We start from the raw sequence: 23,405 nt of genomic DNA on the forward strand, positions 1-23,405 counted from the left end.
CTGCACACCAGAGGGCACAGATGACCATGCGCACGACGATCGCGGCCGGGGTGACGCTCGCCGTCCTGGCCACCAGCGCCTGCGGTGTGCCCGACCTGATCGGGGGAGGCGACGAGGAATTCACCGTCACGGCCGGCCTCGCCCAGCTCCCGCGACCCGAGGGCGAGGAGTACATGGTGCGTGTTGTCGACCTCGACGCAGCGACCGAGGCCGCCGGCCTGAAGCGGCCCACCGATCTCGATCCGGAGTCCATCTCGGCCTGGATGGCTCCACTCTCCGGGCAGCAGTCCGACGGCTCGTACGCGCCGGTCCTGGCGCCGATGCCCGAGCTGACCAACCCCAAGTTTGGGCTGAAGGCACAGGAGTTCCACGACATTGCTGGGTGGTCCACCGTGGACATCTCCTCGTACGCCGAGGTCATCGACCGGCCCCGGAGCTTTGCCTCACTGACCGGGGACTTCGACGACTCGACGCTCGATCACCTGCCGGAGGTCGGCGATGGCGTGCGCACTGTCGGTGAGGGCGAGGACGGTGAGGGCGACCTCGCCAGGACGACGGTGGTGCAGCCGACGGGAGCGCCCGTGCGCATGGCGCAACGGGACGGACGGCTCGGGGGCTCATCCTCCACGGCCGCAGTCGAGGACTGGCTGGACGGACCGGAGATGCCGCTGTCCGACGACCCGACGATGAGCTCGCTGGCCGACGCCCTCGACGAGCAGGACGCCGTGTCGGCACAGTTCGCCGTGGGCGGGGACTTCAGCGCCGGCACCACGCTGCGCACCCCGAGAGCGGCAGACCATGTCGGCCCGCTGCCCGAGCACGCCTTCGACGCAGTGGCCATCGGCTGGCTCGAGCCCGACGGGGGTCCCCGCCTGGTCGTGGCCTACCACTTCTCCGACGAGGGCGCGGCAGAGTCATCGGTCGACCCGATCAAGGAGGTCTTCGCGAGCGGCAGGGACATGTACGGCCGGGCACTCTCCGATGCCTACGTGGTCGACAAGGTGACCGCGGACGGCCCGGTCGTCACCGCGATCCTCGAGCCGCAACGTGAAGGCGCCCAGGTCAAGATCCAGACCCGGCTCCAGGCGCGCGACGCCCCCTTCCTCCACCAGTAAGGCTCAGAAGAGCGACAGGGGCTCCTCCTCGACGGGCTCGACGGCCCGCTCGACGATCACCTCGGCAGTGCCGGACCGGGCACCCGGGATGCCGGGACCGCTCTCGGGGGCGGCCCCCTTCGACCATGCGGCGGCCGCGGTCGTCGCGAGCCGGTCGGCCTCCTCGTTGAGGGCGTGACCCGCGTGGCCCTTGACCCACTCGAAGGTCACCCGACGATCGGCCATGGCCGCGTCGAGCGCCTGCATGATCTCGAGGTTGAGGACCGGCTTGCCGTCCTTCTTGCGCCAGCCCTTGGCCTTCCACCCCGGCATCCACGAGGTGATCGAGTTGATGACGTACTTGCTGTCGCAGATGACGTGCAGGTCCTCGTCGAGGTGCGCCGTCTGCTGCAGCAGGTCGAGGACCGCCGTGAGCTCGCCCATGTTGTTGGTGCCGTGCGGCCAGCCGCCGAGGTCCCAGCGGTCCTCGTCGATGTACCAGCCCCAGCCGGCAGGGCCGGGGTTGCCGAGCGCGGAGCCGTCAGCGGCGGCGGTGAGGGTCATGCGGTCACTCCGAGGGACGAAGGGGGTATGGGCTGCGGCTGTTTGTATCAGACGCCGGCGATCAGACGCGGGCGAGGATCTCCCCGTGCACGATGACGAACCATCCGTCGGGTGACGAGGTCCACTCCCGCCAGGCGTCGACGAGGCCCGCGACCTCCCCTGCGTCGGCGAGGCCCTGGGCGAGGACCTGGTCGTGGAAGCCCGACTCGACGGCGCGACGCTGCCACTGCCCTCCCCACCACTGACGCGCGTCGTCGTCGGCGTAGCACCACACCGAGGCCGTCGCGGTGACATCGGTGAGCCCGGACTCGTGCGCCCAGCGCAGGAGGTGGCGGCCGGCATCCGGCTCCCCGCCGGTGCCGCGGGCGGCTGCCCGGTAGAGCTCCAGCCACCGATCGAGCCCGGGGTGTGCGGGAGCCCAGGTCATCGCCTCGTAGTCCGCGTCGCGGGCAGCGACGAGTCCGCCCGGTCGGGTGACACGCGCCATCTCGCGCAGCAGCCCCACCGGGTCAGGCACGTGCTGCAACACCTGGTGGGCGTGGACGATGTCGAAGGCGTCGTCGTCGAAGGGCAGCCGCATGGCGTCCGCGACCTCGAAGCGGGTGCGCGTGTCCCCCGCGGACCCGGCCGCCGCGCGGGCGACGTCGATGACCGACGCCGACGCGTCGACGCCGACGACCTGGCCCGGCGCCACCCGCTGCGCGATCTCCAGGGTGATCGACCCCGGCCCGCAGCCGACGTCGAGGACGCGCAGCCCCACGTGCAGGTGGTCGGCGAGGTAGGCGGCCGAGTTGTCGAGGGTGCGCGCGGCGTGCGCGGCGACGACAGGGGTGGCGTGGCCGTGGACATAGGACGTCATCGACCGATCGTGGCACCGTCCGCGGCTCCTCCGCGTGCCCGACGGATGCCGAGATGGTCGTCGGGGGACGACAATGACCTGGTGGACCTCGCCCTGACCCTCCTGGCCATCGCGGTCGCCTCCCTGCTCGTGCACGGGATCGCGTCACGACTCGGCCTGCTCACCCCGCTGCTGCTCCTCGCAGTCGGTGCGGCGGCATCCTTCGTCCCGTGGTTCCCCGAGGTCACCCTCTCGTCGGAGGTCGTGCTCCTCGGCCTGCTGCCCCCGCTCCTCTACGCCACCGCCATCTCGACCTCGCTCGTCGACCTCAAGGCGCAGCGCGTGGCCATCGCGGGCCTGTCGATCGCCCTCGTGCTCTTCACGGCCCTCGGGGTGGCCGTCGTCGCGAGCACGCTGCTCCCGATCAGCTTCGCGCTGGCCTTCGCCCTCGGTGCGATCGTCGCCCCGCCGGATGCCGTGGCCGCGACGGCGGTGGCCCGCAGCATCGGGCTACCCCGTCGTGCGGTCACCCTGCTCGAGGGCGAGTCCCTGCTCAACGACGCGACTGCCCTGGTCTCCCTGCGCACCGCCCTCGCCGTCGCCGGCCTCGCCGCCGGGCACGGGAGCCACGGCGCCTTCGACGTCTCGGTCCAGTCCGTCACGCTCGACTTCCTGAGGGCGGCCATCGGCGGTGTCGTCGTCGGAGTCGTCGCCTACAAGCTCATCGCGGTGCTACGACGCCACGCCAACTCTCCGGTGGCGGACACGACGATCAGCTTCATCGCCCCCTTCGCCGCCTATCTGCCTGCCGAGCTGCTCCACGCGTCGGGTGTCCTCGCCGTGGTGACCACCGGGCTGCTGCTCGGTCACCGCTCCCCCCTCCTGCAGAATGCCCGGTCGCGCCTGTCCGAGCGCTCCAACTGGGCGAGCATCCAGTTCATCCTCGAAAATGCGGTCTTCCTCGTCATCGGGCTGCAGCTGAGCAGCTTGGTCGAGGACGTGCAGGCGTCCGATCTCGGTCTGGGCACGACCCTGCTCGCCGGGCTCGCGGTCCTGGCCACCGTCCTGGTCCTGCGACCCGTGTGGATCTTCCCCTTCCGCTGGTTGCGCTCCCGCACCTCCCACCGCGAGCGGGATGTGCTCAGCCCCTTCGGCGAGGGCGTGATCGTGAGCTGGGCCGGGATGCGGGGCGTCGTCACGCTGGCGGCCGCGCTCCTGCTCCCACCGGACACGCCGCACCGCCCGACGCTGGTCCTCATCGCCATGACCGTGACCATCGGGACCCTGCTCATCCAGGGCACCACCCTGCCCCTCCTGGCGCGTGCGCTCGGCGTCCACGGGCCCGACGCACGTGAGGACGCCCTGCAGGAGGCGACCGTCACGCAGTCGGCGGTGAGCGCCGGCCTGCGCCGCCTCGACGAGCTGTCGGACATCGACCCGGATGTCGACGACCGCCTGCGCCAGCAGGCGCGGATGCGGGTCAACCGGGTCTGGGAGCGACTGGGCAACAACGACTCCGAGTCACCGAGTGACGCCTACCGGCGCGCTCGGCTGCCCGTGCTGCAGGCCGAGCGCACCGAGCTGCTGCGCATCCGCGACCGCGGCGTCGTCGACCACCAGGTCCTCGCGGACGTCCTGGGCGCACTCGACGTCGAGGAGTCGACGCTCGAGTCGATCGGTGCGCGCGTTGAGGCGGTCCGCGACGCGCCGCTGCGCGCCCCGCACCGCATCACCGGCGAGTGCGTGCACCAGCAAGAGCTGCCGGAGTGCGTCACCCCACGCCAACCCGAGGGCTGCGAGGAGTGCCTCGCCGACGGCCAGTCCTGGCTGCACCTGCGCGTCTGCCTCTCGTGCGGGCACGTCGGCTGCTGCGACTCCTCCCACGGGCACGCCGCCGCCCATCATCGCGACACCGGCCACCCGGTGATGCGCTCGCTGGAGCCCGGCGAGGCGTGGCGCTGGTGCTTCATCGACGAGACGCTCGTGTGAGCGTTGGGTAGCGTCCGGCATGTGACCACCCAGCAGAGCCGCCCGCAGACCGCCGTCGACCGCATCGCCGAGGAGCACCTCGATCGTGAGATCGCCCTCTCGCCGATCACCGCGTCCTACCTCGGGCTGCCGGGTCACGAGAGCGAGCTGGACGACCTCTCACCCGCCGGTTTCGCGGCAGCGTCCGCCCTGCGCAAGGAGACGCTCGCCGCCCTCGACGCGGCCACTCCCGTCGACGAGGTCGACCGGGTGACCATCGAGGCGATGCGCGAGCGACTGGGGCTGGCCGAGGAGATCCACGCCGCCGGCCTGGACCTGCAGGAGATCAATGTCATCGCCTCACCGATGCAGTCGGTGCGCGATGTCTTCGACATCATGGCGACCGCGAGCGCCGACGACTGGGCGACCATCGCCACCCGCATGAGCAAGGTGCCGGTCGCTCTCGAGCAGTGGACGCAGTCCCTGACCCTCGCCGCGAGCCAGGGGAGGATCGCCCCCCTTCGCCAGTACGAGCGGTGCATCGAGCAGTGCGCGGACCTCACCGCCGCGGACGGCTACTTCGCCGGCCTGCTCGCAGGCGCTGCACTCGATGACGGCGCTCCCCTGCCCGCCCCCGTCGCCGCCGAGCTCGCCCGTGCGGTCGAGACGGCCGCGGGCGCGTACCGCGAGCTGGCGGTCCGTCTGGAGCCCCTGCGGGACCAGGCTCCCGAGGCGGACGCGTGCGGGCGCGAGGCCTACCAGCTGAGCTCCCGCGCCTTCCTCGGGGCGAGGATCGACCTCGAGGAGACCTATGCCTGGGGTCAGGAGGAACTCGCCCGGATCACCGCCCAGATGGAGTCGGTCGCGCAGGAGATCCGCCCCGGGGCGAGCGTCAAGGAGGCGATCGCCGTCCTCGACGCCGACGAGCGCTACCAGCTGCACGGCACCGAGGCCCTGCGCGAGTGGATGCAGCGCACCGCCGACGAGGCGATCGAGCTGGTCGCGCCGCACATGGACATCCCCGAGTCGGTCCGCACCATCGAGTGCCTCATCGCGCCGACCGAGACCGGCGGGATCTACTACACCGGCCCGAGCGATGACTTCACCCGGCCAGGTCGCATGTGGTGGTCGGTGCCCAAGGGCGTCACCGAGTTCGGCACCTGGCGGGAGCTCACGACCGTTTACCACGAGGGCGTCCCCGGCCACCACCTCCAGGTGGGTCAGACGATCCACCGCAAGGGACTCCTCAACCGTTGGCGTCGCCTCGCCTCCTGGACCTCGGGTCACGGCGAGGGCTGGGCGTTGTACGCCGAGTGGCTGATGGCCGAGCTCGGGCACATGGACGACCCCGGCAACCGCATGGGCCTGCTCGACGGGCAGTCGCTGCGGGCGGCACGGGTCGTCCTCGACATCGGCGTGCACTGCGGCTTCGAGGCTCCCGCCGAGGTGGGCGGCGGCGAGTGGACCTACGACAAGGCCTGGGACTTCCTGTCCGCGCACGCCAACATGGACGAGGGCTTCCTGCGCTTCGAGCTCGACCGCTACCTCGGCTGGCCCGGTCAGGCCCCGAGCTACAAGATCGGCGAGCGACTGTGGCTGCAGCTGCGCGAGGAGACCGCCCGTCGCGAGGGAGAGGCCTTCGACCTGCGGGGCTTCCACCGACGCGCCCTCGACATCGGCAGCGTCGGCCTGGACACTCTGCGCTCGGCCGTCCTCGGTGAGACCCAGATGTGAGCACGATGGCTCACGCAGGATCACGCCACGCAACTACGATCGATGCGTGAAGCTTTTCCGGGGGTCTGCGTACGTCTTGGCCACGTCCATCGTCGTGGCCGGGTGCTCCGCGCAACCCGATGACCGGGTCAGCCCCGGCCCGGAGACGGTCACGGTCACCTACTCCAGCTCGACGAGCAATGCGCCGACGACGCAGACGGTGACCAGCTCCCCCTCCTCCACCAAGGGATCGCGGACCTCGTCGTCCAGCAGCTCGTCGGCGTCGGGGACGTCGTCGTCCTCGGCGTCCTCCAGCACGAGCAGCGACGACACGGACGAGGACGAGCAGCTCCCCGGCACCGCCGCCGCCTATGCGGACGCCTTCGTGCGTGCGTGGGGACGCGGGGACCGCGCCTCGGCGTCGACCTACGGCACGAGCGCCGCGGTGAGCGCCCTCTTTGGTGGCGGCAGCGGTGGCAGCGGGTGGAAGCGCACGTCGTCGACCGGCTATGCGGGCAGTACCGAGGTCACCTATTCGGACGGCTCGCGTTCCCTCACGGTCATCGTCGATCACACCCCTCTCGGCACGCGCTCCGAGCACGCCGTGACCTCGGCCGCATTCACCGCCGACGACCAGCCCACACCGCCCTCCGGGGACGGCCTGCCCCAGACCGCGAACGCCTACACGGATGCCTTCGTGCGGGCTTGGGGCAAGCTCGACGCGAGCGCGTGGAGCTACGCCAACGACCGGGTCGAGGCGGTGCTCGGCTCCGGTCCGGGGCCCAACCCCGGCGCGTGGTCACGCACCTCGAGCGCCTCCGGCTCGGCGAGCTACCGCAACAGTGACGGCTCGATCCTCCTGCTGGACCTGGACACGTCGCGGGTGTCGGCCGGCCTGCGCGACGCCATCATCGGAGCGACGCTGTCCTGACCACATGACGCAGGGGCGGGACCGGATCGACCGGCCCCGCCCCCTGCGTGCCACGGGTCAGAGACGCCAGCAGCTGTTGGGCTCGTTGCGGCCGGCGAAGCGGTCCTCGAAGAAGACCATCGACTTCGCCACGTGCGGCAGCATGCCGCCGACGTGGGTCGGGATGATCCCGGCGTTGAAGGTCACCCGGGCACCCTTGTCACACCAGTCGCTGCCCAGCTGCTTGCCGACTGCGTACGGGATGGTGTCGTCACCGATGGCGTGGTTGATGACCACGGGGGCAGTCGGCTTGATCTTGCCGATCCGCTGACGCTCGACCGCGGCCCGGAAGGGCTGCTCGTCGAGCAGCTCGGACAGCTTCTTGCCACTGGTGGTGTACGTCCCCGAGTCCTTGAAGGCGTACTCGAAGAGGTCGAAGACGCACTTGTTCTCCACGCCCGCAGCCAGCTTCTTGCCCTCGGCGTTGAGGTAGGGGCTGGGGTCGATCCCCTCGGACTGTGCGACGCCGAGCAGCGCGAAGGTCGCGAAGGCGAAGTACAGCCCGCCGTCGATGTTCTTGCCGACCTTGGCCAGGTCAGCGGGCGGCGCACCGATCGCCGAGCCCTTGATCGCGAGGTCCGGCGCGTAGCTGCCGGCGAGCTCGGCGGCGGCCGCAGCGGCGCCACCCCCCTGCGAGTAGCCCATGAGGCCGATGGGGTTGGCATTGGTCACGCCGCTGCCCTTGAGGTTCTTGGTAGCCCGCGCCATGTCCAGGACCGCGCGGCCCTGCGCCTCACGCACCATGTAGGTGTGCGTGCCCGGGGTCCCCATCCCCTGGTAGTCGGTCATCGACACGGCGTATCCGCGGGTGATCAGGGGGGCGATGCCGAGCCCCTCGTACTCGACGAGATTTTCCATCTGCTGGGACGGAGCGCACGCATCGCCCATGCCCTGCGTGCCGGCCGCGTAGGAGACCAGCGGGCGGGCGGACGCGCCGACGTACGTCGTCTTCGGGACGAAGACGGTGCCGGTGACGGCGATCGGGCGGCCCTGGCCGTCGGTCGACGAGTACATGACACGGGTCGCGGTGACCACGCTCTTGGACAGCCCCAGCGGGTCGAGCAGCAACGGTGCCGGCTCGGACCGGATGAGGGTGCCCGGCGTGGCGGGGATGGTGGCCGGCGGCTCGTAGAAGGCGTCGCGCTCGGGCTCGGGGGTGTTGGTGAGGGTCTGGGCGCCGGCGGTGCCGGGGATGTCCTTGTGGTCGGCACTGGCGTTGCCGGCGAGCGGGAGGGTGACGGCGACCGCGAGGGTCGCCGCGGCAACGGCACGCGTGGTGAGGGAGGTCATCTGTGTCCTGTCGTGAGCATGGGCGAGCTCGTCGACCTCGCAGGGGGTGTCCCCGGACTCGATGACCTCGTCGTTGTGGCGGTGAGGACAAGTTACTGGCGAGTCATGCTGCTGACAACCGGTGGATGATGTGGCCATGCACTCACTCGTCCTCGCGTCCGCCTCGCCCGCACGTCTGCACCTGCTGCGCGCCAGCGGGATCGAGCCACGCGTGGTCGTCAGCTCCGTCGACGAGGACGCCGTCGAGCACGTGGCCCGCCAGCAGGACCCGCACCTGTCGCCCTCCCGGCTGGCCCAGCTGCTGGCCGAGGCGAAGGGAGCGGCGGTCGCCGATCGCATCGGGCAGGATGCCCGCTTCGTCCTCGCCTGCGACTCCGTCCTCGAGGTCGACGGGCAGGTCCACGGCAAGCCGGGCACGCCGCAGGTCGCCCGTGAGCGGTGGCAGCAGATCAGCGGCCGCTCCGCCGTGCTCCACACCGGGCACCACCTGGTGGACACGCGTGACGGCCGCACCGCCGGTGCTCCGGCGAGTGCGACCGTCCGGTTCGCCGCTGTGGGCGACGCCGAGATCGAGGGCTATGTCGCGACCGGAGAGCCGCTCCACGTGGCCGGCGGCTTCACCCTCGACGGGCTGGGCGCCCCCTTCGTCGAGTCGATCGAGGGGCACCCCAGCACCGTCATCGGGCTCTGCCTGCCAGTACTGCGACGTCTCCTCGCCGACCTCGGCGCCGACTGGTGGGATGTCGCTGCAGGTCAGTCGCGCGGGTAGGCGACCGCCGCCTGGGCGTCCACGATGCCGCGACCGTAGAGGGCGCTGAACCCACCGCGGATGCCGAGCAGCGGGTGACGTGAGGTCGACAGGATCGCCTGCTCGACATTGCCCATGCTGCGTCCCTGGCCGAAGAGGATCGCGGCGACTCCCGCGACGTGCGGAGTGGCCATCGAGGTCCCGGCGAAGGCCGCGTAGTCCTTGCCCTCGCCGCACTCGTCGGTGCCGGTGCCGCGCGGCACGGTGGAGATGATGTCGTCGGAGCAGGGACCGCCGAGGAGCCGCCCGGAGCCACCCGGTCCGGCGACGCCCTTGCCGTCGAGCTTCACCGGCAGCTCGGAGAAGTAGGACTTCAGCTGGTTGCGGTCGGTGGCGCCCACGCAGATCGAGTCACTGCTGAAGGCCGGGTCGTTGCACAGCAGGGTCGAGGTGTTGCCGGCGGCCGCCACGGTCAGCGTGCCCTTGTCGCGGGCGTACTGGATCGCGTCCTTCATCGTCGTGTCGAGCCCGAAGATGGAGAAGATCTGGGTCCCCGGCAGTCCGCCGAGGCTGAGGTTGATGACGTCCGCGCCGTTGTCGGCGGCGTAGCGGATGCCCTCGGCGATGTCCTCGCTGGCGCCGGCCCCGTCCTCGAGCACCTTGATCGGCATGACCTTGGCGTCGGGCGCGACCCCGGTGACGCCCATCCCGTTGTCCGCGGCGCCGACGATCGTGCCGGAGACGTGGGTGCCGTGGACGTCGGACTCCTGGCCCACGCCGTCCTGGCCCTTCCAGCTGCCGTCGCCGCAGGAGCCGGTGACGCCCTCACCACAGACGAAGTCAGCGCCCGGGACGAGACGGCCGGCCAGGTCGGGGTGGCCCAGGTCGACGCCGGTGTCCACGACGGCGACGACGACGCCCTCTCCGCGGCTGCTCTCCCAGGCCTGCTCGGCGTGAACCTGGTCCAGGCCCCACAGGTCGTCGCGGAGAGGGTCATTCGTGGCGGCGCCGGCGGAGCCGGCGGTGGCCACGAGGCCGATCGCACAGGCTGCGGCGGCGAAGGGAGCGGTGAAGCGCTTCATCAGGGGATCCTTCGTCAGGGAACGTGGGTTACTCCACGGTAACGACGAAGAGCGGACCTCGCAGCGCGAGCGGGTGGGAGACGGGTCACCCCGTCGCCCACCCGCCCGGCACTGCCGACCTCGGATCAGACCGGCGGGATCCCCCGGCGGCGCTCGGAGAAGTTGCGGTCCCGTCCGCGGGCGTGGCGCAGGCGCGCGAGCAGCTCGTCGCGCAGCTGCTCCGGCTCGATGATCTGGTCGAGGACGAGGTCGGCAGCCAGCCGCTCGAGGTCGACGTCCTCCTCGTACTCGGCACGCTTGGCCGCGATGTAGGCATCGCGAGCGGCCTCGCCCTCGTCCGCCTCGACCTGGGCGATCTTGTTGGCGTAGACGGCATTGACCGCCGCCTCGGGACCCATGACCGCGATGCGTGCCGTCGGCAGCGCGATCGTCGCGTCCGGCGCGAAGCCGGGCCCGCCCATCGCGTACAGGCCGGCCCCGTAGGCCTTGCGGACGATGACGCAGAACTGCGGGACGGTCGCCGACGCGACGGCCGAGACCATCTTGGCGCCGTGGCGGATGATGCCGCCGCGCTCGACCTCGGACCCAATCATGAAGCCGGGGACATCAGCCAGGTAGATGAGCGGGATCGAGTACGCGTCGCACAGCCAGATGAAGCGGGCTGCCTTGTCGGCGCTGTCGGTGAAGAGGACCCCACCCTTGGCCATCGAGTTGTTGGCGACGATGCCGACCGTCTCCCCCGCCATGCGCCCGAGCCCGACGACGAGCTCGGGCGCGAAGAGCGCCTTGACCTCGAAGAAGGAGTCGTCGTCGACGAGCCCGGCGATGACTTCGTGGACGTCGAAGGGCTGCGACTCCCGCTCGGGGATGGTCGCGGCAGTCAGCCGGGCCGAGGGCTCCTCCGGCTCGTACGAAGGGAGCGGGCTGCGCCAGTTGAGCGGGAGATAGCTCAGCCACAGCCGGGCCGTCTCGATGGCCTCCGTGTCATCGCTGACGAGGACATCGCCCACACCGCTCACGGTGCAGTGCATGCGGGCGCCACCCATCTCGTCGAGCGAGACCTTCTCCCCGACGACCATTTCTGCCATCCGCGGGCTGCCGAGGTACATCGAGGCATTGCCCTCGACCATGATGACGAGATCGGTGAAGGACGGGATGTAGGCGCCACCTGCGGCGCTCGGGCCGAAGAGGCAGCAGACCTGCGGGACCTTGCCCGACAACGCGACCTGGTTGTGGAAGATGTGCCCCGCGCCTCGGCGACCGGGAAACATCTCGACCTGGTCGGTGATCCGCGCACCGGCGGAGTCGACGAGCCAGAAGACCGGCAGCTCCTCGCGCAGGGCCGTCTCGGTCGAGCGCACGATCTTCTCGACGGTGCGCGCGCCCCACGAGCCGGCCTTCACGGTCGGGTCATTGGCGATGATGATCACGGGTCGGTCATCGACCAGGGCGCGGCCGGTGACGACGCCGTCGGCCGGCAGTCCCGCGGAGAGCGAGTTGGCATAACGCCCGTCCTCGACGAAGGAACCCTCGTCGACGAGCAGCGCGATGCGGTCACGCACGTAGAGCTTGTTCTGCGCCTCCAGCTTGGCGGCGGCCTTGTCGGTCGGACGCTCCGATGCGGCGTGCGCCTCGCGCAGCCGACGACGGACGTCCTCGACCTTGGGGTCCAGAGGATGACTGGTCATGATGCTCCTTGTCGCTCGGCCGGCACTCAGACCGGGAGGCCGAGATGGCGGGCGATGACCATGCGCTGGACCTCGGAGGTGCCCTCGCCGATCTCGAGGATCTTGGCGTCACGGTAGAAGCGTGCGACCGGGTACTCCTCCATGAAGCCGTTGCCACCGAAGATCTGCGTCGCGATGCGGGTCGCGGTCACCGCGGCCTCAGAGGTGTAGAGCTTGGCGATCGAGGCCGCCTTGGCGACCTCCTTGGTCGAGCGACGACCGCGGTCGGCCTCGTCCTTGAGCCAGGCGGCCTTGTAGGTCAGCACGCGTGAGGTCTCGGCCATGACGGCGAGGTCGGACACCTGGAAGGACACGCCCTGGTTGACGCCGATCGGGCGACCGAAGGCCGTGCGGGTCTTGGCGTACTCGGTCGACAGCTCGAGCATCCGCTGCGTCAGGCCGGTGGCCAGCGCGGAGATCGCGATGCGACCGTCGTCGAGGGTCTTGAGGAACTGGCGGAAGCCCTGCCCCTCGGTACCGACGAGGTTGTCGGCGGGCACGCGGCAGCCGGCGAAGCTCAGGCCGTGGGTGTCGGAGATGTTCCAGCCGAGCTTGTCGTACGGGGCCTCGACCGTGAAGCCGGGTGTACCGCTCGGGACGATGATCGCCGAGATCTGCGGGCGGCCCTCGTCGCTCGTGCCCGTGCGGGCGGTGACGGTCACCAGTGAGGTGATGTCGGTGCCGGAGTTGGTGATGAAGGACTTGGCGCCGTCGATGACCCACTCGTCACCATCACGCTTGGCGGTGGTGCGGGTACCGCCCGCGTCGGAGCCCGCGTCGGGCTCGGTCAGGCCGAAGCCGGCGAGCGCCTTGCCGGCGACGAGGTCGGGCAGCCAGGTGTCGCGCTGCTCGTCGGTGCCGTAGGTGAGGATCGGGTTGATGCCCAGGCCGACCCCGGCCGACAGCGTGATGCCGATCGACTGGTCGACGCGGCCGAGCTCCTCGATCGCGACGCACAGGGCGGTGAAGTCGGACTGCACGACACCGTCGACGGTCTCGGCGGAGCCTCCCCATCGCTCCGGGACGACCAGGCCGAAGAGACCCAGCTGACCCATCCGGCCGACGACCTCGGTCGGGAAGTGGTGGTCCTTGTCCCACTGGGCGACGTGCGGCTCGACCTCCTTCTCGACGAAGTCGCGCACGCTGGCGCGGAAGTCCTCATGGTCCTGCGAGAGCTCGAACATGCCTGTCTTCCTTGACGGTCGGCTACTTGACGTTGACGTCAACGTAAAGCATCATCTCGGTTCATGACAAGCCCCACCTGGACCATCCGCGAGATCGCGGACGAGTTCGGCGTGACTACCCGCACGATCCGGCACTACGAGGACATCGGCCTGATCTCCCCCGAGCGGCAGGGCACCACGCGCCTCTTCCACCGCCGTGACCGGACCCGCCTGGCGCTCATCCTGCGCGGCAAGCGCCTGGGCTTCCCGCTCGACGAGATCGCCACGATCATCAACCTCTACGACGCCCCGCGCGGTCGGCGCAGTCAGCTGGAGTACGTCCTGTCGCAGATCGGCGAGCGCCGCGAGGACCTCGAGCAGCGGCGTCGTGACATCGAGGACGCCCTGTCCGAGCTGGAGACCTTCGAGCAGCGCTGCCGCGCGGATCTGGGTCAGCGACCCGCGAGGTAGGCGTCGATCTCCGCAGCCGTGGGTGCGCTCGTCGGGCCGCGTCGGGTGACCTTGATGGCGCCGGCTGCATTGGCCCGGCGGCAGGCATCGGGCCAGTCCGTCCCCTTCGTCCGCTCCGCGAGCAGGACTCCGGTGTGGGTGTCGCCGGCGCCATTGGTGTCGATCGCCTTCTCCGGGTAGCCCGGCACGACGGTGGTCACGCCGTCGGCATGCACGGCACACCCTTCCTCGCCGTCGCGCACGACGGCGACGGCACCCGGCTTCAGCAGGGCGGCGACGGCCTCGGCCGCCGGCCCCATCCCCTGTGCTCCACCGAAGTCCTCGGACTCCTCGCCGTTGCCGGTCCACACATCGGTGAGCGCCACGATGCGGGAGCGAAGGGAGGAGCCCAGCTCCGCGAAGAGGGCACCGGGGTCGAGCACGACCACGACCTCCTCGGGAAGCGACTCGAGCCAGGTGATGAGCGGCTCCCGGGTCGTGCCGACGAAGGAGTAGCCGCTCACGCAGACCAGGTCCCCTGCGGTTGGCTCGCTCGTCTGCAGCGACTGCGGCGTGATCTGGCGCTCGGCCTCCTGGGTGGTGACGAAGGTGCGCTCCGCAGAAGGCTCGACCATGACGACGCAGATGCCGGTGTCGAGGCCCTCGGTGATCGGCGCCGACAGGGAGACGCCTTCTGCCGCAAGGGTCTTCCTCACGAGGTCGCCGTTGGGGCCACATCCGTGGGCCCCGGCATGGACGGCCTCGGCGCCGGAGCGCACTGCCGCGAGGAGGATCGTCACCGCTCCCCCGGCGTAGCGCGTCGCGGTCGACGCCATGGCATTGCCGCCACGGCGCGGGAGTGCGGGCACCTCGACGACGACATCGACGAGGGCCTGGGCGGTGTGGATGACCCGGGGGCTCATGCACCGCCACGCTACCCACCCAGCGGTGAGCGCTCGCTCAGGACACTGCGGCAGAATGCGACCATGACGCACACCCCCCGCTTCGCCTCGGTCGATGATGTCCGCGAGCGCCTCGCCGACCACGGCTACCTCGCCTCCGACGCGATCGCGACGACGGTCTACCTCGCCGACCAGCTCGGCAAGCCGCTGCTCATCGAGGGACCGGCCGGCGTCGGCAAGACCGCCCTCAGCGCGGCCGTCGCGGATGCCACGGACGGCGAGCTCGTGCGGCTGCAGTGCTACGAGGGCGTCGACGAGGCCCGCGCGCTCTACGAGTGGAACCACGCCAAGCAGCTGCTGCGCATCACCGCTGCAGGTGCCCACCACGACACGCGGGGCGCGGACGAGGCCGACTGGAGCTCGGTCAAGGAGGACATCTTCACCGACGAGTTCCTCCTCTCGCGCCCCCTGCTCACCGCGATCCGCAACGAGCACCCGACCGTGCTGCTCATCGACGAGCTCGACAAGGCCGATGTCGAGATCGAGGGGCTGCTGCTCGAGGTGCTCTCGGACTTCCAGGTGACGGTCCCCGAGCTCGGGACGATCCGGGCGAGCCAGACCCCCTTCGTCGTCCTGACCTCCAATGCCACCCGTGAGCTGTCCGAGGCGCTGCGCCGACGCTGCCTCTACCTGCACATCGACTACCCCGAGGCCGACCTCGAGCTGCGGATCGTGCGCCTGACCGTGCCCGACCTCGGGGAGACCCTCGCTGCGTCCGTCGTGCGACTCGTCGGCGCGCTGCGCGAGATGCGCCTGCGCAAGTCGCCGTCGGTCGCCGAGACGATCGACTGGGCGCGCACGCTGCTCAGCCTCGGCGCGGACGGCGACCTGCAGCCCGACCTGGTGCGAGCCACCCTCGGTGTCGTCCTCAAGCACCGCGAGGACATCGACCTCGCGGCCCGGACCCTGGACCTGGACCGGGCCCTTGCCTGATCCGCTCGGCGAGCGGCTCGTCGACCTGGCCCGCTCCCTTCGCCTCCACGGGGTGACGGTCGGGACCTCTGAGATCACCGACGCTGCCTCTGCCGCAACGACGCTCGGGCTCGAGGACCGCGAGCGCCTGCGCACCGGGCTGGCAGCGACGATGATGCGCCGGTCCGCGGACCGAGCGGTCTTCGACCAGCTCTTCGACATCCACTTCCCCGCTGCGGTCGGGGCCCGCACGGGTGACGACGAGCCGCCCGCCCCGACCGACACGGCCGGCGCCCGAGCGCGCGCCGCCGCCATCCGTGATGAGCTCATCGACGCGCTGGCGCGCGGCGACGAGGCCGAGCTCGACCGACTCGCCTCCCGCGCGCTGCAGGAGCTGGGCCGCCTGGCCAACGAGTCGTCGACGGGTGGGTGGTCGGCCAACCAGACCATCGAGCGCCTCGCCCCGCAGACGGCGATCGCCGCTGCGCTGCAGCGGGCCAGGGACGCCGGTGACGTCACCGGCGGTGCCGGAGAGGGCTCGGGTGGCAGCGGCTCCGGCCGCGGTGGGGCATCCGGTGGCGGCGGGGGCGGCTCGGGGAGCCCGTGGCGTCCCGAGCAGCTGAGCGACCGCTACGACCGCGACGAGATCCGCGGCCGGGTCGGGGCCTTCCGTCGCAAGATCGAGACGGAGGCCGCCCGCCGCAACGCCGAGGTCCGGGGACGCGAGCGGATCTCGCGCTACGGGGTGCGCGACCCCTTGGAGCGCAAGGACTTCCTGCTGACCGGGACCGCGGAGGCGGCCGAGCTGCACGCCGTCATCACTCCCCTGTCACGCAAGCTCGCGGCCAAGCTGGCCGCCCGCCAGCGCCGCCAGTCCCGGGGCACCATCGACATCCGGCGCACCCTGCGCGCGGCGATGTCCACCGGTGGGGTGCCGGTGCGGCCCGCGTACAAGCGGCGCACCCGCAGTCGTGCGGACATCGTCCTGCTGTGCGACATGTCGGGATCCGTCGCGGGCTTCTCCCGCTTCACGATGCTGCTGCTGCAGTCGCTCGCCGGGGCCTTCCGCCGGGTGCGCTTCATCGGCTTCATCAACACCTGCGACGACATCACCGAGCTGGTGCGCGAGGCTCAGTTCGGCGAGGACATCAGCGAGCGCGTCTCCCGCGAGGCGCAGATGACCCGCTGGCACGGCTCGAGCGACTACGGCTCGGCCTTCGTCGATGCCGTCGAGCACCACCTCGACGCCGTGGGACCACGCTCGACCGTGCTCATCCTGGGCGACGCCCGCACCAACGGCACCGACCCTCAGGTGGATGCCCTGCGCGAGCTGGTCTCCCGGGCCAGGCACGCGGTCTGGCTCAACCCCGAGCGGTCGGGCATGTGGGACACCGGCGACTCCGTCGCCAGCCAGTACGCCCAAGTCGTCGACATGCACGAGGTGCGCAACATCGAGCAGCTGCGGCAGTTCGTCTCCCGCCTGCCGGTGGGCTGACGCCACTCCCTGCAGATCTGCAGACAATCTCCAGATCTCGTCCCGGAGATCTCCCGGTCGGGCTGCCTAGCCTGAGTCCATGACCAGCACCCCGCACGTCCTGATCGTCGAGGACGACCCGACGATCAACCAGGCCCTGACGGACCGCTTCGTGGCCGAGGGCTTCGAGGTCACGCGGGCCCACGACGGACCGAGCGCGGTGACCGCCTTCGCCGAGCACTCCCCCGAGGTCGTCGTCCTCGATCTCATGCTCCCCGGCTTCGACGGGCTCGAGGTCTGCCGTCGCATCCAGGCCGTGCGGCCGGTGCCCGTCCTCATGCTCACGGCCCGCGACGACGAGAGCGACATCATCGTCGGGCTCGGCGTCGGCGCCGACGACTACCTCACCAAGCCCTTCCGGATGCGCGAGGTCGTCGCCCGGGTCCGCGCCCTGCTGCGCCGGGTCGAGCGGGCGGCCGAGCTGGGTCGCAGCGACGACGGGCCGGTCCAGCACGACGGGCTGCTCCTCGACGAGCGCACCCGACGCTGCACCGTGGATGGGCAGGCCGTCCACCTGACCCCCACCGAGTTCGACCTGCTCGCCCTCCTCGCCCGCGAGCCCGGAGCGGTGCTGCGCAGAGAGCGGATCGTCGCCGACCTGTGGGGCTGGGACGACGGTCTGGGGCGCGGCAGCCTCGACAGCCACATCAAGTCCTTGCGCACCAAGGTGGGCGCGCACCGCATCCGGACCGTGCACGGCGTCGGCTACGCCCTCGACGACGGCTCGGGACAGTGAACCGCTCGCAGCCCCTCAGCGGGCTCAGCTCGATCCGCACCCGCCTGGCCGTGCTCGTCGGCGCCAGCGTGCTCGTGGCCGCGGTGGTCGGGACGATCGGCACCGACGCCGGGGTCCCCCTGTGGCTCGGGCTGCCGGCGACCGTCGGGGTCGCCCTCGTCGTCACCCGGTGGCTCGCCTCGGGCATGACCACCCCCCTGCTGCAGATGACCGACGCCGCACGACGCATGGCCAAGGGGGACTACGCCGCAGCCATCACGACGTCCAGCCAGGACGAAGTGGGTGTGCTCGCCCGCGCCTTCACCTCCATGGCCACCGAGCTCGAGCAGAGCGAGGAGCACCGTCGTCGCCTCGTCGCGACCGTCGCGCACGAGCTGCGCACCCCGCTGAGCGCCCAGCAGGCCCTGCTGGAAAACCTGGCCGACGGCGTCACGGCCCCCGACGAGAGCACCCTGCGCGCAGCGCTGGCCCAGTCCGAGCGGCTCGCCTCCCTCGTCACCGACCTGCTCGACCTGTCACGACCGGATGGTCGCGGAGTCCCCTTCTCCCCCAGTCGAGTCCGCGTGCAGGACCTGCTCGACGAAGCCGTCGACGAGGCCGCCCTCCAGGGGCGTGACGTCTCCCTCGTCGTCGACGTCGAGCCGGCAGACCTCACCATCGCCGGCGACCGGTCGCGCCTGGCCCAGGTGACCGCCAACCTGCTCGACAACGCCGTCCGGCACAGCCCGAGCGGCGGCACGGTGACGCTGTCCGCACGCACCGATGCCCACCAGTGGACCCTCACCGTCGCCGACGACGGGCCCGGCCTCTCGCCGGAGCGCGCCGAGCGCCTCTTCCACCGCTTCGGTCCCGGCGGGGACGACGGGGGTGGCACCGGCCTCGGCCTGGCCATCGCTGCGTGGGTCGCGACCATGCACGGCGGCACGATCGAGGCGGTTCCCTTCGAGACGCTTGCTGCGCAAGCTCCGGGTCCTGAGGAGGCGCGCCAGCGCCGTCTCGAAGGGCAGGGAGCGGGCACGGGGGGCGCCGTGCTCCGCATGACGCTGCCCCTGGTCCTGCCTTCCCCCTCCCCCTCGCCCGCACCACTGGTCGCCGACCGGCCGATCACCGCACCGATCCAGGAGACCACCATGTCCGCGCCGCCCCTCCCCACCACCCCGACTGCGGCGGCGTCGCCCCCTTCGCCCTCACTGGCCAAGTGGTGGCCCGAGCGCACCACCGAGGGCCAGCCACGGCTGCTCGGCGCCGCCCTTGCGGTCGGCCTGCTCGCGGCGCTCCTGCTGCCCGACAACGACCTCGGCGTCGGTCTCCTCATCGTGCTGGCCGCAGGCGGCGGCGCGCTGTGGCTGGCCTCGCCCCGACGCAACACGCGATGGTCGTGGTTCACCGCGACGCTCGCCCTGCCGCTCGGGCTGACGACGATCGTGCGGGCCCACCCCGGCTTCGTCGTCCTCGCGGTCCTCATGGCCGGGATCCTCGCGGCGGCGGCCTGCACCGACGCCCGGCGCGTCAGCGGCATGGTCGCCGCAGTGGTGGCCTGGCCCGCGTCCGCGCTGCGCGGTCTGCCCCTGCTCGACCGCACGATCCGCGCACTCGCCCGGCAGGGCAAGGCCTGGTCTGTCCTGCGCACCGCCGCGGTCAGTCTCGTGCTCCTCCTCGTCTTCGGCGGGCTCCTCGCCTCGGCCGATGCCGTCCTCGGCTCCTGGGCGTCGGCGATCGTCCCCGACATCAGCGACATGTTCGTCTTCCGCGTCTTCACGCTCGTCTTCTTCGCCGGCATCACCCTGACCGGCCTCTACCTCGCCATCAACCCGCCGGCGGTCGACGAGCTGCAGGCCCACCGGGTCACGCAGGCCCGCATCCCCGTGCGCGAGTGGCAGGTCCCCCTCGGCGTCGTCATCGCGGTGTTCGCCGTCTTCATCGCGGCGCAGGCCGCCGCGACCATCGGCGGGCACGACTACGTCATGCGCACGGCCGGCGTCACCTACGCCGAGTCCGCCCGCCAGGGCTTTGGCCAGCTGACCCTGGCCACGGCACTCGTCCTCCTCCTCATCGCCGGCGTGCGCTCCTGGGGACGCGTCGACAGCCTCCGCGACCGCCGCACGATGACCGCGATGAACGCCGTCCTCTGCGTCCTCACCCTCCTCGTCGTCGCCTCCGCGCTGCGGCGCATGGCCCTCTACCAGGAGGCCTTCGGCTACACGACCCTGCGGGTCAACGTCGACGTCTTCGAGATCTGGCTGGGCATCGTCGTCCTCGCCGTGCTCGTCTCCCTCTTCGTCGGTCGACGGTGGCTCGGCCGCACGGTCCTGGTGAGTGCCGCGGTCCTCGTCGCGGGCCTGTCGCTGGGCAATGTCAACGGCTTCGTCGCCGAGCGCAACATCGCGCAGTACCAGCAGACCGGAGAGATCGACTCCCTGTACCTGTCACAGCTGGGCGACGACGCCGTCCCCGCCATCCACGCGAGCGACCTGCCCGCCGACCTGAAGGCCTGCGTCATCTCCCGCTCCACGACCCGCGACGGCAACAGCGCCTGGCCGGAGTGGAACCTCGCCCGTTCCCGCGCGGACGACATCCGCGCGGACTACCCCCTTCGCCCCGGGTGCGACCTGAGCGACAACGATCGCCCGCTGATCACCCAGTGACCGTGCCCCCCGCGTCCTGCATACCGAGGAACTTGGTGAACTGCGCCGGACCGTCGGGGAGGACGTCGACGAAGCCACCCGCCGTGATGTCGCTCCAACGGGCACGGACGTCCTCCGGTGTCACGTCGACGCCCAAGAAGGCTCCACGTGTCTCCGGCAGCTCGGTGACCGAGAAGCTGCCGCCACCCGCGTTGAGGATCGTGCCGTTGGGAGCGTCGTCACCCACCAAGAAGAGCACTCCCGCGGCGACGGCCTCGGGCGGCAGGCGCTCGGCATCGGATGCATCGCCGATGATCGTTCCCATCGTCATGCGCGACGTGGCGACCGGGACGATCGTGTTGGTCCTGACGTTCTTGGACGCGCCCTCGATCGCGAGCACCTTCATCAGCCCGAGCATGGCGGCCTTGGCCGTGGCGTACCCGGCCTGTCCGAAGTTGCCGTAGGTCCCGTTCTGCGAGGACGTCAGGACGACGCGCCCGAAACCCTGCTCACGCATGATGGGCCACACGGCATGCGTGCAGCGCAGTGAACCGTTCAGGTGGACATCCAGGACGCTCAGCACATCGGCGAGGTCGACCTTGTGGAAGGACCGGTCACGCAGGATGCCGGCGTTGTTGATGAGGATGTCGACGCGACCGAACTCGTCGACCGTCTGGGCCACCATCGACTCCACGGCTGACGGGTCCGTCACGCTGCCGTAGTTCGCGATCGCCGTCCCTCCGGCAGCCCTGATCTCTGCGACGACCTCCCCAGCCGCGTCGTCGGTGTGGCCGGCACCGTCGACGCCCGCACCGGGATCGTTGACGACGACGCGGACGCCGCGCTGAGCAAGTGACAGGGCGTAGGTCCTGCCCAGCCCCCGCCCTGCGCCGGTGATGATCGCCACGCGGTCGGTCAGACCACTGTTGTCTCGGCTCATGATCTTCCTTCCGGGACCCATCGGCCCGCACCGCTGCCTCACCGGTCGGCCTCGAGTCCGATCGACTCGGGCAGGCACAGGCATAGTAGTTAGATCATTGTACCTAGGTAAGGGAATGGCTCAAGTCATGCTGCCACCGCCGCCCGAGCTCGACGAAGGGGTGAGAAGCCCTTCCTCTGCGCACCCGGCGATGCACGACGTGGCGCGGGCCACGATGCGGGCCGGCCATCAAGTGGTCCGGCCACCCAGTAGTCTGCGACCCATGGCCATCAGCAAAGTCCTCATCGCCAACCGCGGCGAGATCGCCGTCCGCATCGCCCGCGCCTGCGCCGACGCCGGAGTCGGCTCCGTCGCCGTCTATGCCGAGCCCGACCGCGACGCCCTGCACGTCAAGGTCGCCGACGAGGCGTACGCGCTCGGAGGTCAGACCCCGGCCGACAGCTACCTCCTGCAGGACAAGCTCCTCGAGGTCGCCAAGGACGCCGGCGCCGACGCAGTCCACCCCGGCTACGGCTTCCTCGCGGAGAATGCCGAGTTCGCCCAGGCCGTCCTCGACGCCGGGCTGATCTGGATCGGCCCGAGCCCCGCGGCCATCGACGCCCTCGGCGACAAGGCCAAGGCCAAGCACATCGCCGTCAAGGCCAATGCCCCCCTTGCTCCTGGTACCAAGGACCCGGTCAAGGACGCCGACGAGGTCGTCGCACTCGCGCAGGAGTTCGGCCTGCCGATCGCCATCAAGGCGGTCTACGGCGGTGGCGGTCGCGGTCTCAAGGTCGCCCGCACCATGGAGGAGATCCCCGAGCTCTTCGAGTCCGCTGTCCGTGAGGCCGTCACGGCCTTCGGCCGTGGCGAGTGCCTCGTCGAGAAGTTCCTCGACAAGCCCCGTCACGTCGAGACCCAGTGCCTCGCCGACCAGCACGGCAATGTCGTCGTCGTCTCCACCCGCGACTGCTCGCTGCAGCGCCGCAACCAGAAGCTCGTGGAAGAGGCCCCGGCCCCCTTCCTCACCGACGAGCAGAATGCTGAGCTCGTCCGCGCCTCCAAGGCGATCCTCAAGGAGGCCGGCTACGTCGGCGCCGGTACCTGTGAGTACCTCGTCGCCCAGGACGGCACGATCTCCTTCCTCGAGGTCAACACCCGCCTGCAGGTCGAGCACCCCGTGTCCGAGGAGGTCACCGGCATCGACCTCGTCCGCGAGATGCTGCGCATCGCCGACGGCGAGGAGCTCGGCTACGACGACCCGATCGCCCGCGGACACTCCTTCGAGTTCCGTATCAACGGCGAGGACGCCGGACGCAACTTCATGCCGGCCCCCGGCACCGTCACCAAGATGACCGTGCCGACCGGCCCCGGCGTGCGATGGGACGCCGGCATCGTCGAGGGAGACACCGTCGCCGGTGCCTTCGACTCGATGATCGCCAAGCTCATCGTCACCGGCTCCACCCGTGAGCAGGCCCTCGAGCGCTCCCGCCGCGCCCTGTCCGAGCTCGTGGTCGAGGGCATGCCGACCGTCGTGCCCTTCCACCAGACCATCGTGTCCGACCCGGCCTTCGCGCCGGCGGACGGCGCGCCCTTCTCCATCCACACCCGCTGGATCGAGACGGAGTTCGACAACCAGATCGCGCCCTACGGTGGCGAGATCGGCGAAGCCGCCGAGGACGAGGGCGAGCGCCAGAAGATCACCGTCGAGGTCGGCGGCAAGCGCCTCGAGGTCGTCCTGCCGGGCGGTCTCTCGCTCGGCGGTGGCGGCGCCGCGGCGAAGAAGAAGGCTCCCAAGCGCTCCGGCGGAGGTGGCGGCGCTGCTGCGGCCTCCGGCGACAGCCTCACCGCGCCCATGCAGGGCACGATCGTCAAGATCGCTGTCGAGGAGGGCCAGGAGGTCGCCGAGGGTGACTTGATCGTCGTCCTCGAGGCGATGAAGATGGAGCAGCCTCTCAACGCCCACAAGGCCGGCACGATCACCGGCCTGTCCGCCGAGGTCGGCGCCACGGTCAGCAATGGCGCGGTCATCGCCGAGATCAAGGACTGATGAGCGCCAACACCCCGAGTACCGACGCCGCCCCCGCCACGCCCACCGGGCGTGGCGGGGG

19 protein-coding genes are annotated in these 23,405 nt (G+C 70.9%); 11 read left to right on the forward strand and 8 right to left on the reverse strand.

The features are described from left to right. The first annotated feature begins 20 nt into the window (after window positions 1-20). Window positions 21-1,115: a hypothetical protein gene (locus tag JLI01S_RS10970; RefSeq protein ID WP_157074922.1), complete on the forward strand. Its 1,095-nt coding sequence runs from the start codon at window positions 21-23 to the stop codon at window positions 1,113-1,115. Between the two features lie 3 nt (window positions 1,116-1,118). Here the strand turns inward: JLI01S_RS10970 and JLI01S_RS10975 are convergent, their stop codons facing one another. Together JLI01S_RS10975 and JLI01S_RS10980 are read right to left on the reverse strand one after the other, a co-directional pair. Continuing rightward, window positions 1,119-1,658 carry a ribonuclease H family protein gene (locus JLI01S_RS10975; protein ID WP_068264410.1) on the reverse strand — a complete coding sequence of 180 codons (540 nt, stop codon included), beginning with the start codon at window positions 1,656-1,658 and terminating at the stop codon, window positions 1,119-1,121. 61 nt (window positions 1,659-1,719) lie between these two features. Beyond that, window positions 1,720-2,517 carry a methyltransferase domain-containing protein gene (locus JLI01S_RS10980; RefSeq protein ID WP_068264413.1) on the reverse strand — a complete coding sequence of 266 codons (798 nt, stop codon included), beginning with the start codon at window positions 2,515-2,517 and terminating at the stop codon, window positions 1,720-1,722. Between the two features lie 81 nt (window positions 2,518-2,598). Here JLI01S_RS10980 and JLI01S_RS10985 point away from each other — a divergent pair, with 81 nt between their 5' ends. The 3 genes from JLI01S_RS10985 to JLI01S_RS16970 are packed head-to-tail and all read left to right on the forward strand — an operon-like array spanning window position 2,599 to window position 7,108. Continuing rightward, a complete protein-coding gene (locus JLI01S_RS10985; RefSeq protein ID WP_068264416.1) occupies window positions 2,599-4,485 on the forward strand; it encodes a Na+/H+ antiporter in 1,887 nt (628 codons plus the stop codon). Between the two features lie 21 nt (window positions 4,486-4,506). Beyond that, entirely contained in the window at window positions 4,507-6,198 is a 1,692-nt protein-coding gene (locus JLI01S_RS10990; RefSeq protein WP_068264418.1) for a DUF885 domain-containing protein, read from the forward strand. A gap of 46 nt (window positions 6,199-6,244) precedes the next feature. Further along, window positions 6,245-7,108 carry a hypothetical protein gene (locus tag JLI01S_RS16970; RefSeq protein WP_157074923.1) on the forward strand — a complete coding sequence of 288 codons (864 nt, stop codon included), beginning with the start codon at window positions 6,245-6,247 and terminating at the stop codon, window positions 7,106-7,108. A 57-nt stretch (window positions 7,109-7,165) separates the two neighbouring features. On the opposite strand, the gene JLI01S_RS11000 is transcribed toward JLI01S_RS16970, so the two are convergent. Next, window positions 7,166-8,437, reverse strand: a complete 1,272-nt coding sequence (locus JLI01S_RS11000) for a lipase family protein (protein WP_068264424.1) — start codon at window positions 8,435-8,437, stop codon at window positions 7,166-7,168. Between the two features lie 136 nt (window positions 8,438-8,573). Between JLI01S_RS11000 and JLI01S_RS11005 the strand changes: the two genes are divergently transcribed. Beyond that, the gene (locus JLI01S_RS11005; RefSeq protein WP_068264465.1) at window positions 8,574-9,206 is read left to right on the forward strand and encodes a Maf family protein; all 633 of its coding nucleotides are present in this window, start codon (window positions 8,574-8,576) and stop codon (window positions 9,204-9,206) included. Here the strand turns inward: JLI01S_RS11005 and JLI01S_RS11010 are convergent. The 3 genes from JLI01S_RS11010 to JLI01S_RS11020 form a co-directional block, all read right to left on the reverse strand. Beyond that, complete coding sequence (locus JLI01S_RS11010) at window positions 9,191-10,267, reverse strand: S8 family serine peptidase (RefSeq protein ID WP_068264426.1); 1,077 nt, start codon at window positions 10,265-10,267, stop codon at window positions 9,191-9,193. The genes JLI01S_RS11005 and JLI01S_RS11010 overlap by 16 nt on opposite strands. A 125-nt stretch (window positions 10,268-10,392) precedes the next feature. Continuing rightward, a complete protein-coding gene (locus JLI01S_RS11015) occupies window positions 10,393-11,955 on the reverse strand; it encodes an acyl-CoA carboxylase subunit beta (RefSeq protein WP_068264428.1) in 1,563 nt (520 codons plus the stop codon). A 26-nt stretch (window positions 11,956-11,981) separates the two neighbouring features. After that, the gene (locus tag JLI01S_RS11020) at window positions 11,982-13,178 is read right to left on the reverse strand and encodes an acyl-CoA dehydrogenase family protein (protein WP_068264430.1); all 1,197 of its coding nucleotides are present in this window, start codon (window positions 13,176-13,178) and stop codon (window positions 11,982-11,984) included. A 63-nt stretch (window positions 13,179-13,241) separates the two neighbouring features. On the opposite strand from JLI01S_RS11020, the gene JLI01S_RS11025 reads away from it, so the two are divergent. Further along, the gene (locus JLI01S_RS11025; protein WP_068264432.1) at window positions 13,242-13,628 is read left to right on the forward strand and encodes a MerR family transcriptional regulator; all 387 of its coding nucleotides are present in this window, start codon (window positions 13,242-13,244) and stop codon (window positions 13,626-13,628) included. Here the strand turns inward: JLI01S_RS11025 and JLI01S_RS11030 are convergent. Continuing rightward, window positions 13,610-14,530 (reverse strand): PfkB family carbohydrate kinase, encoded by a 921-nt coding sequence (locus tag JLI01S_RS11030; protein WP_068264434.1) that lies wholly within the window; start codon window positions 14,528-14,530, stop codon window positions 13,610-13,612. The two genes, JLI01S_RS11025 and JLI01S_RS11030, sit on opposite strands and share 19 nt — an antisense overlap. 63 nt (window positions 14,531-14,593) lie before the next feature. On the opposite strand from JLI01S_RS11030, the gene JLI01S_RS11035 reads away from it, so the two are divergent. The 4 genes from JLI01S_RS11035 (at window position 14,594) to JLI01S_RS11050 (ending at window position 20,396) form a co-directional block, all read left to right on the forward strand. Beyond that, window positions 14,594-15,502: an AAA family ATPase gene (locus JLI01S_RS11035; protein WP_068264436.1), complete on the forward strand. Its 909-nt coding sequence runs from the start codon at window positions 14,594-14,596 to the stop codon at window positions 15,500-15,502. Next, a complete protein-coding gene (locus JLI01S_RS11040; RefSeq protein ID WP_068264438.1) occupies window positions 15,495-16,976 on the forward strand; it encodes a VWA domain-containing protein in 1,482 nt (493 codons plus the stop codon). The genes JLI01S_RS11035 and JLI01S_RS11040 overlap by 8 nt, the downstream gene beginning before the upstream one ends. A 79-nt stretch (window positions 16,977-17,055) precedes the next feature. After that, window positions 17,056-17,751, forward strand: a complete 696-nt coding sequence (locus JLI01S_RS11045; protein WP_068264439.1) for a response regulator transcription factor — start codon at window positions 17,056-17,058, stop codon at window positions 17,749-17,751. Continuing rightward, complete coding sequence (locus JLI01S_RS11050) at window positions 17,748-20,396, forward strand: DUF4153 domain-containing protein (RefSeq protein ID WP_068264441.1); 2,649 nt, start codon at window positions 17,748-17,750, stop codon at window positions 20,394-20,396. The genes JLI01S_RS11045 and JLI01S_RS11050 overlap by 4 nt, the downstream gene beginning before the upstream one ends. On the opposite strand, the gene JLI01S_RS11055 is transcribed toward JLI01S_RS11050, so the two are convergent. Continuing rightward, window positions 20,386-21,315, reverse strand: a complete 930-nt coding sequence (locus JLI01S_RS11055; protein WP_068264447.1) for an SDR family NAD(P)-dependent oxidoreductase — start codon at window positions 21,313-21,315, stop codon at window positions 20,386-20,388. The two genes, JLI01S_RS11050 and JLI01S_RS11055, sit on opposite strands and share 11 nt — an antisense overlap. Window positions 21,316-21,577: 262 nt before the next feature. On the opposite strand from JLI01S_RS11055, the gene JLI01S_RS11060 reads away from it, so the two are divergent. Beyond that, entirely contained in the window at window positions 21,578-23,344 is a 1,767-nt protein-coding gene (locus JLI01S_RS11060) for an acetyl/propionyl/methylcrotonyl-CoA carboxylase subunit alpha (protein WP_068264449.1), read from the forward strand. The last annotated feature ends 61 nt before the right edge of the window (window positions 23,345-23,405 follow it).

This window comes from Janibacter limosus NBRC 16128, from assembly GCF_001570985.1.
GTDB classification, from domain to species: Bacteria; Actinomycetota; Actinomycetes; order Actinomycetales; family Dermatophilaceae; genus Janibacter; species Janibacter limosus.

Bases quoted from the DNA above. Each gene is read 5' to 3' on its own strand.
- JLI01S_RS10970 (WP_157074922.1), top strand. From the start codon at position 21: ATGACCATGCGCACGACGATCGCGGCCGGGGTGACGCTCGCCGTCCTG.
- JLI01S_RS10975 (WP_068264410.1), bottom strand. From the start codon at position 1,658: ATGACCCTCACCGCCGCCGCTGACGGCTCCGCGCTCGGCAACCCCGGC.
- JLI01S_RS10980 (WP_068264413.1), bottom strand. From the start codon at position 2,517: ATGACGTCCTATGTCCACGGCCACGCCACCCCTGTCGTCGCCGCGCAC.
- JLI01S_RS11000 (WP_068264424.1), bottom strand. From the start codon at position 8,437: ATGACCTCCCTCACCACGCGTGCCGTTGCCGCGGCGACCCTCGCGGTC.
- JLI01S_RS11005 (WP_068264465.1), top strand. From the start codon at position 8,574: ATGCACTCACTCGTCCTCGCGTCCGCCTCGCCCGCACGTCTGCACCTG.
- JLI01S_RS11010 (WP_068264426.1), bottom strand. From the start codon at position 10,267: ATGAAGCGCTTCACCGCTCCCTTCGCCGCCGCAGCCTGTGCGATCGGC.
- JLI01S_RS11015 (WP_068264428.1), bottom strand. From the start codon at position 11,955: ATGACCAGTCATCCTCTGGACCCCAAGGTCGAGGACGTCCGTCGTCGG.
- JLI01S_RS11020 (WP_068264430.1), bottom strand. From the start codon at position 13,178: ATGTTCGAGCTCTCGCAGGACCATGAGGACTTCCGCGCCAGCGTGCGC.
- JLI01S_RS11025 (WP_068264432.1), top strand. From the start codon at position 13,242: ATGACAAGCCCCACCTGGACCATCCGCGAGATCGCGGACGAGTTCGGC.
- JLI01S_RS11030 (WP_068264434.1), bottom strand. From the start codon at position 14,530: ATGAGCCCCCGGGTCATCCACACCGCCCAGGCCCTCGTCGATGTCGTC.
- JLI01S_RS11035 (WP_068264436.1), top strand. From the start codon at position 14,594: ATGACGCACACCCCCCGCTTCGCCTCGGTCGATGATGTCCGCGAGCGC.
- JLI01S_RS11045 (WP_068264439.1), top strand. From the start codon at position 17,056: ATGACCAGCACCCCGCACGTCCTGATCGTCGAGGACGACCCGACGATC.
- JLI01S_RS11055 (WP_068264447.1), bottom strand. From the start codon at position 21,315: ATGAGCCGAGACAACAGTGGTCTGACCGACCGCGTGGCGATCATCACC.
- JLI01S_RS11060 (WP_068264449.1), top strand. From the start codon at position 21,578: ATGGCCATCAGCAAAGTCCTCATCGCCAACCGCGGCGAGATCGCCGTC.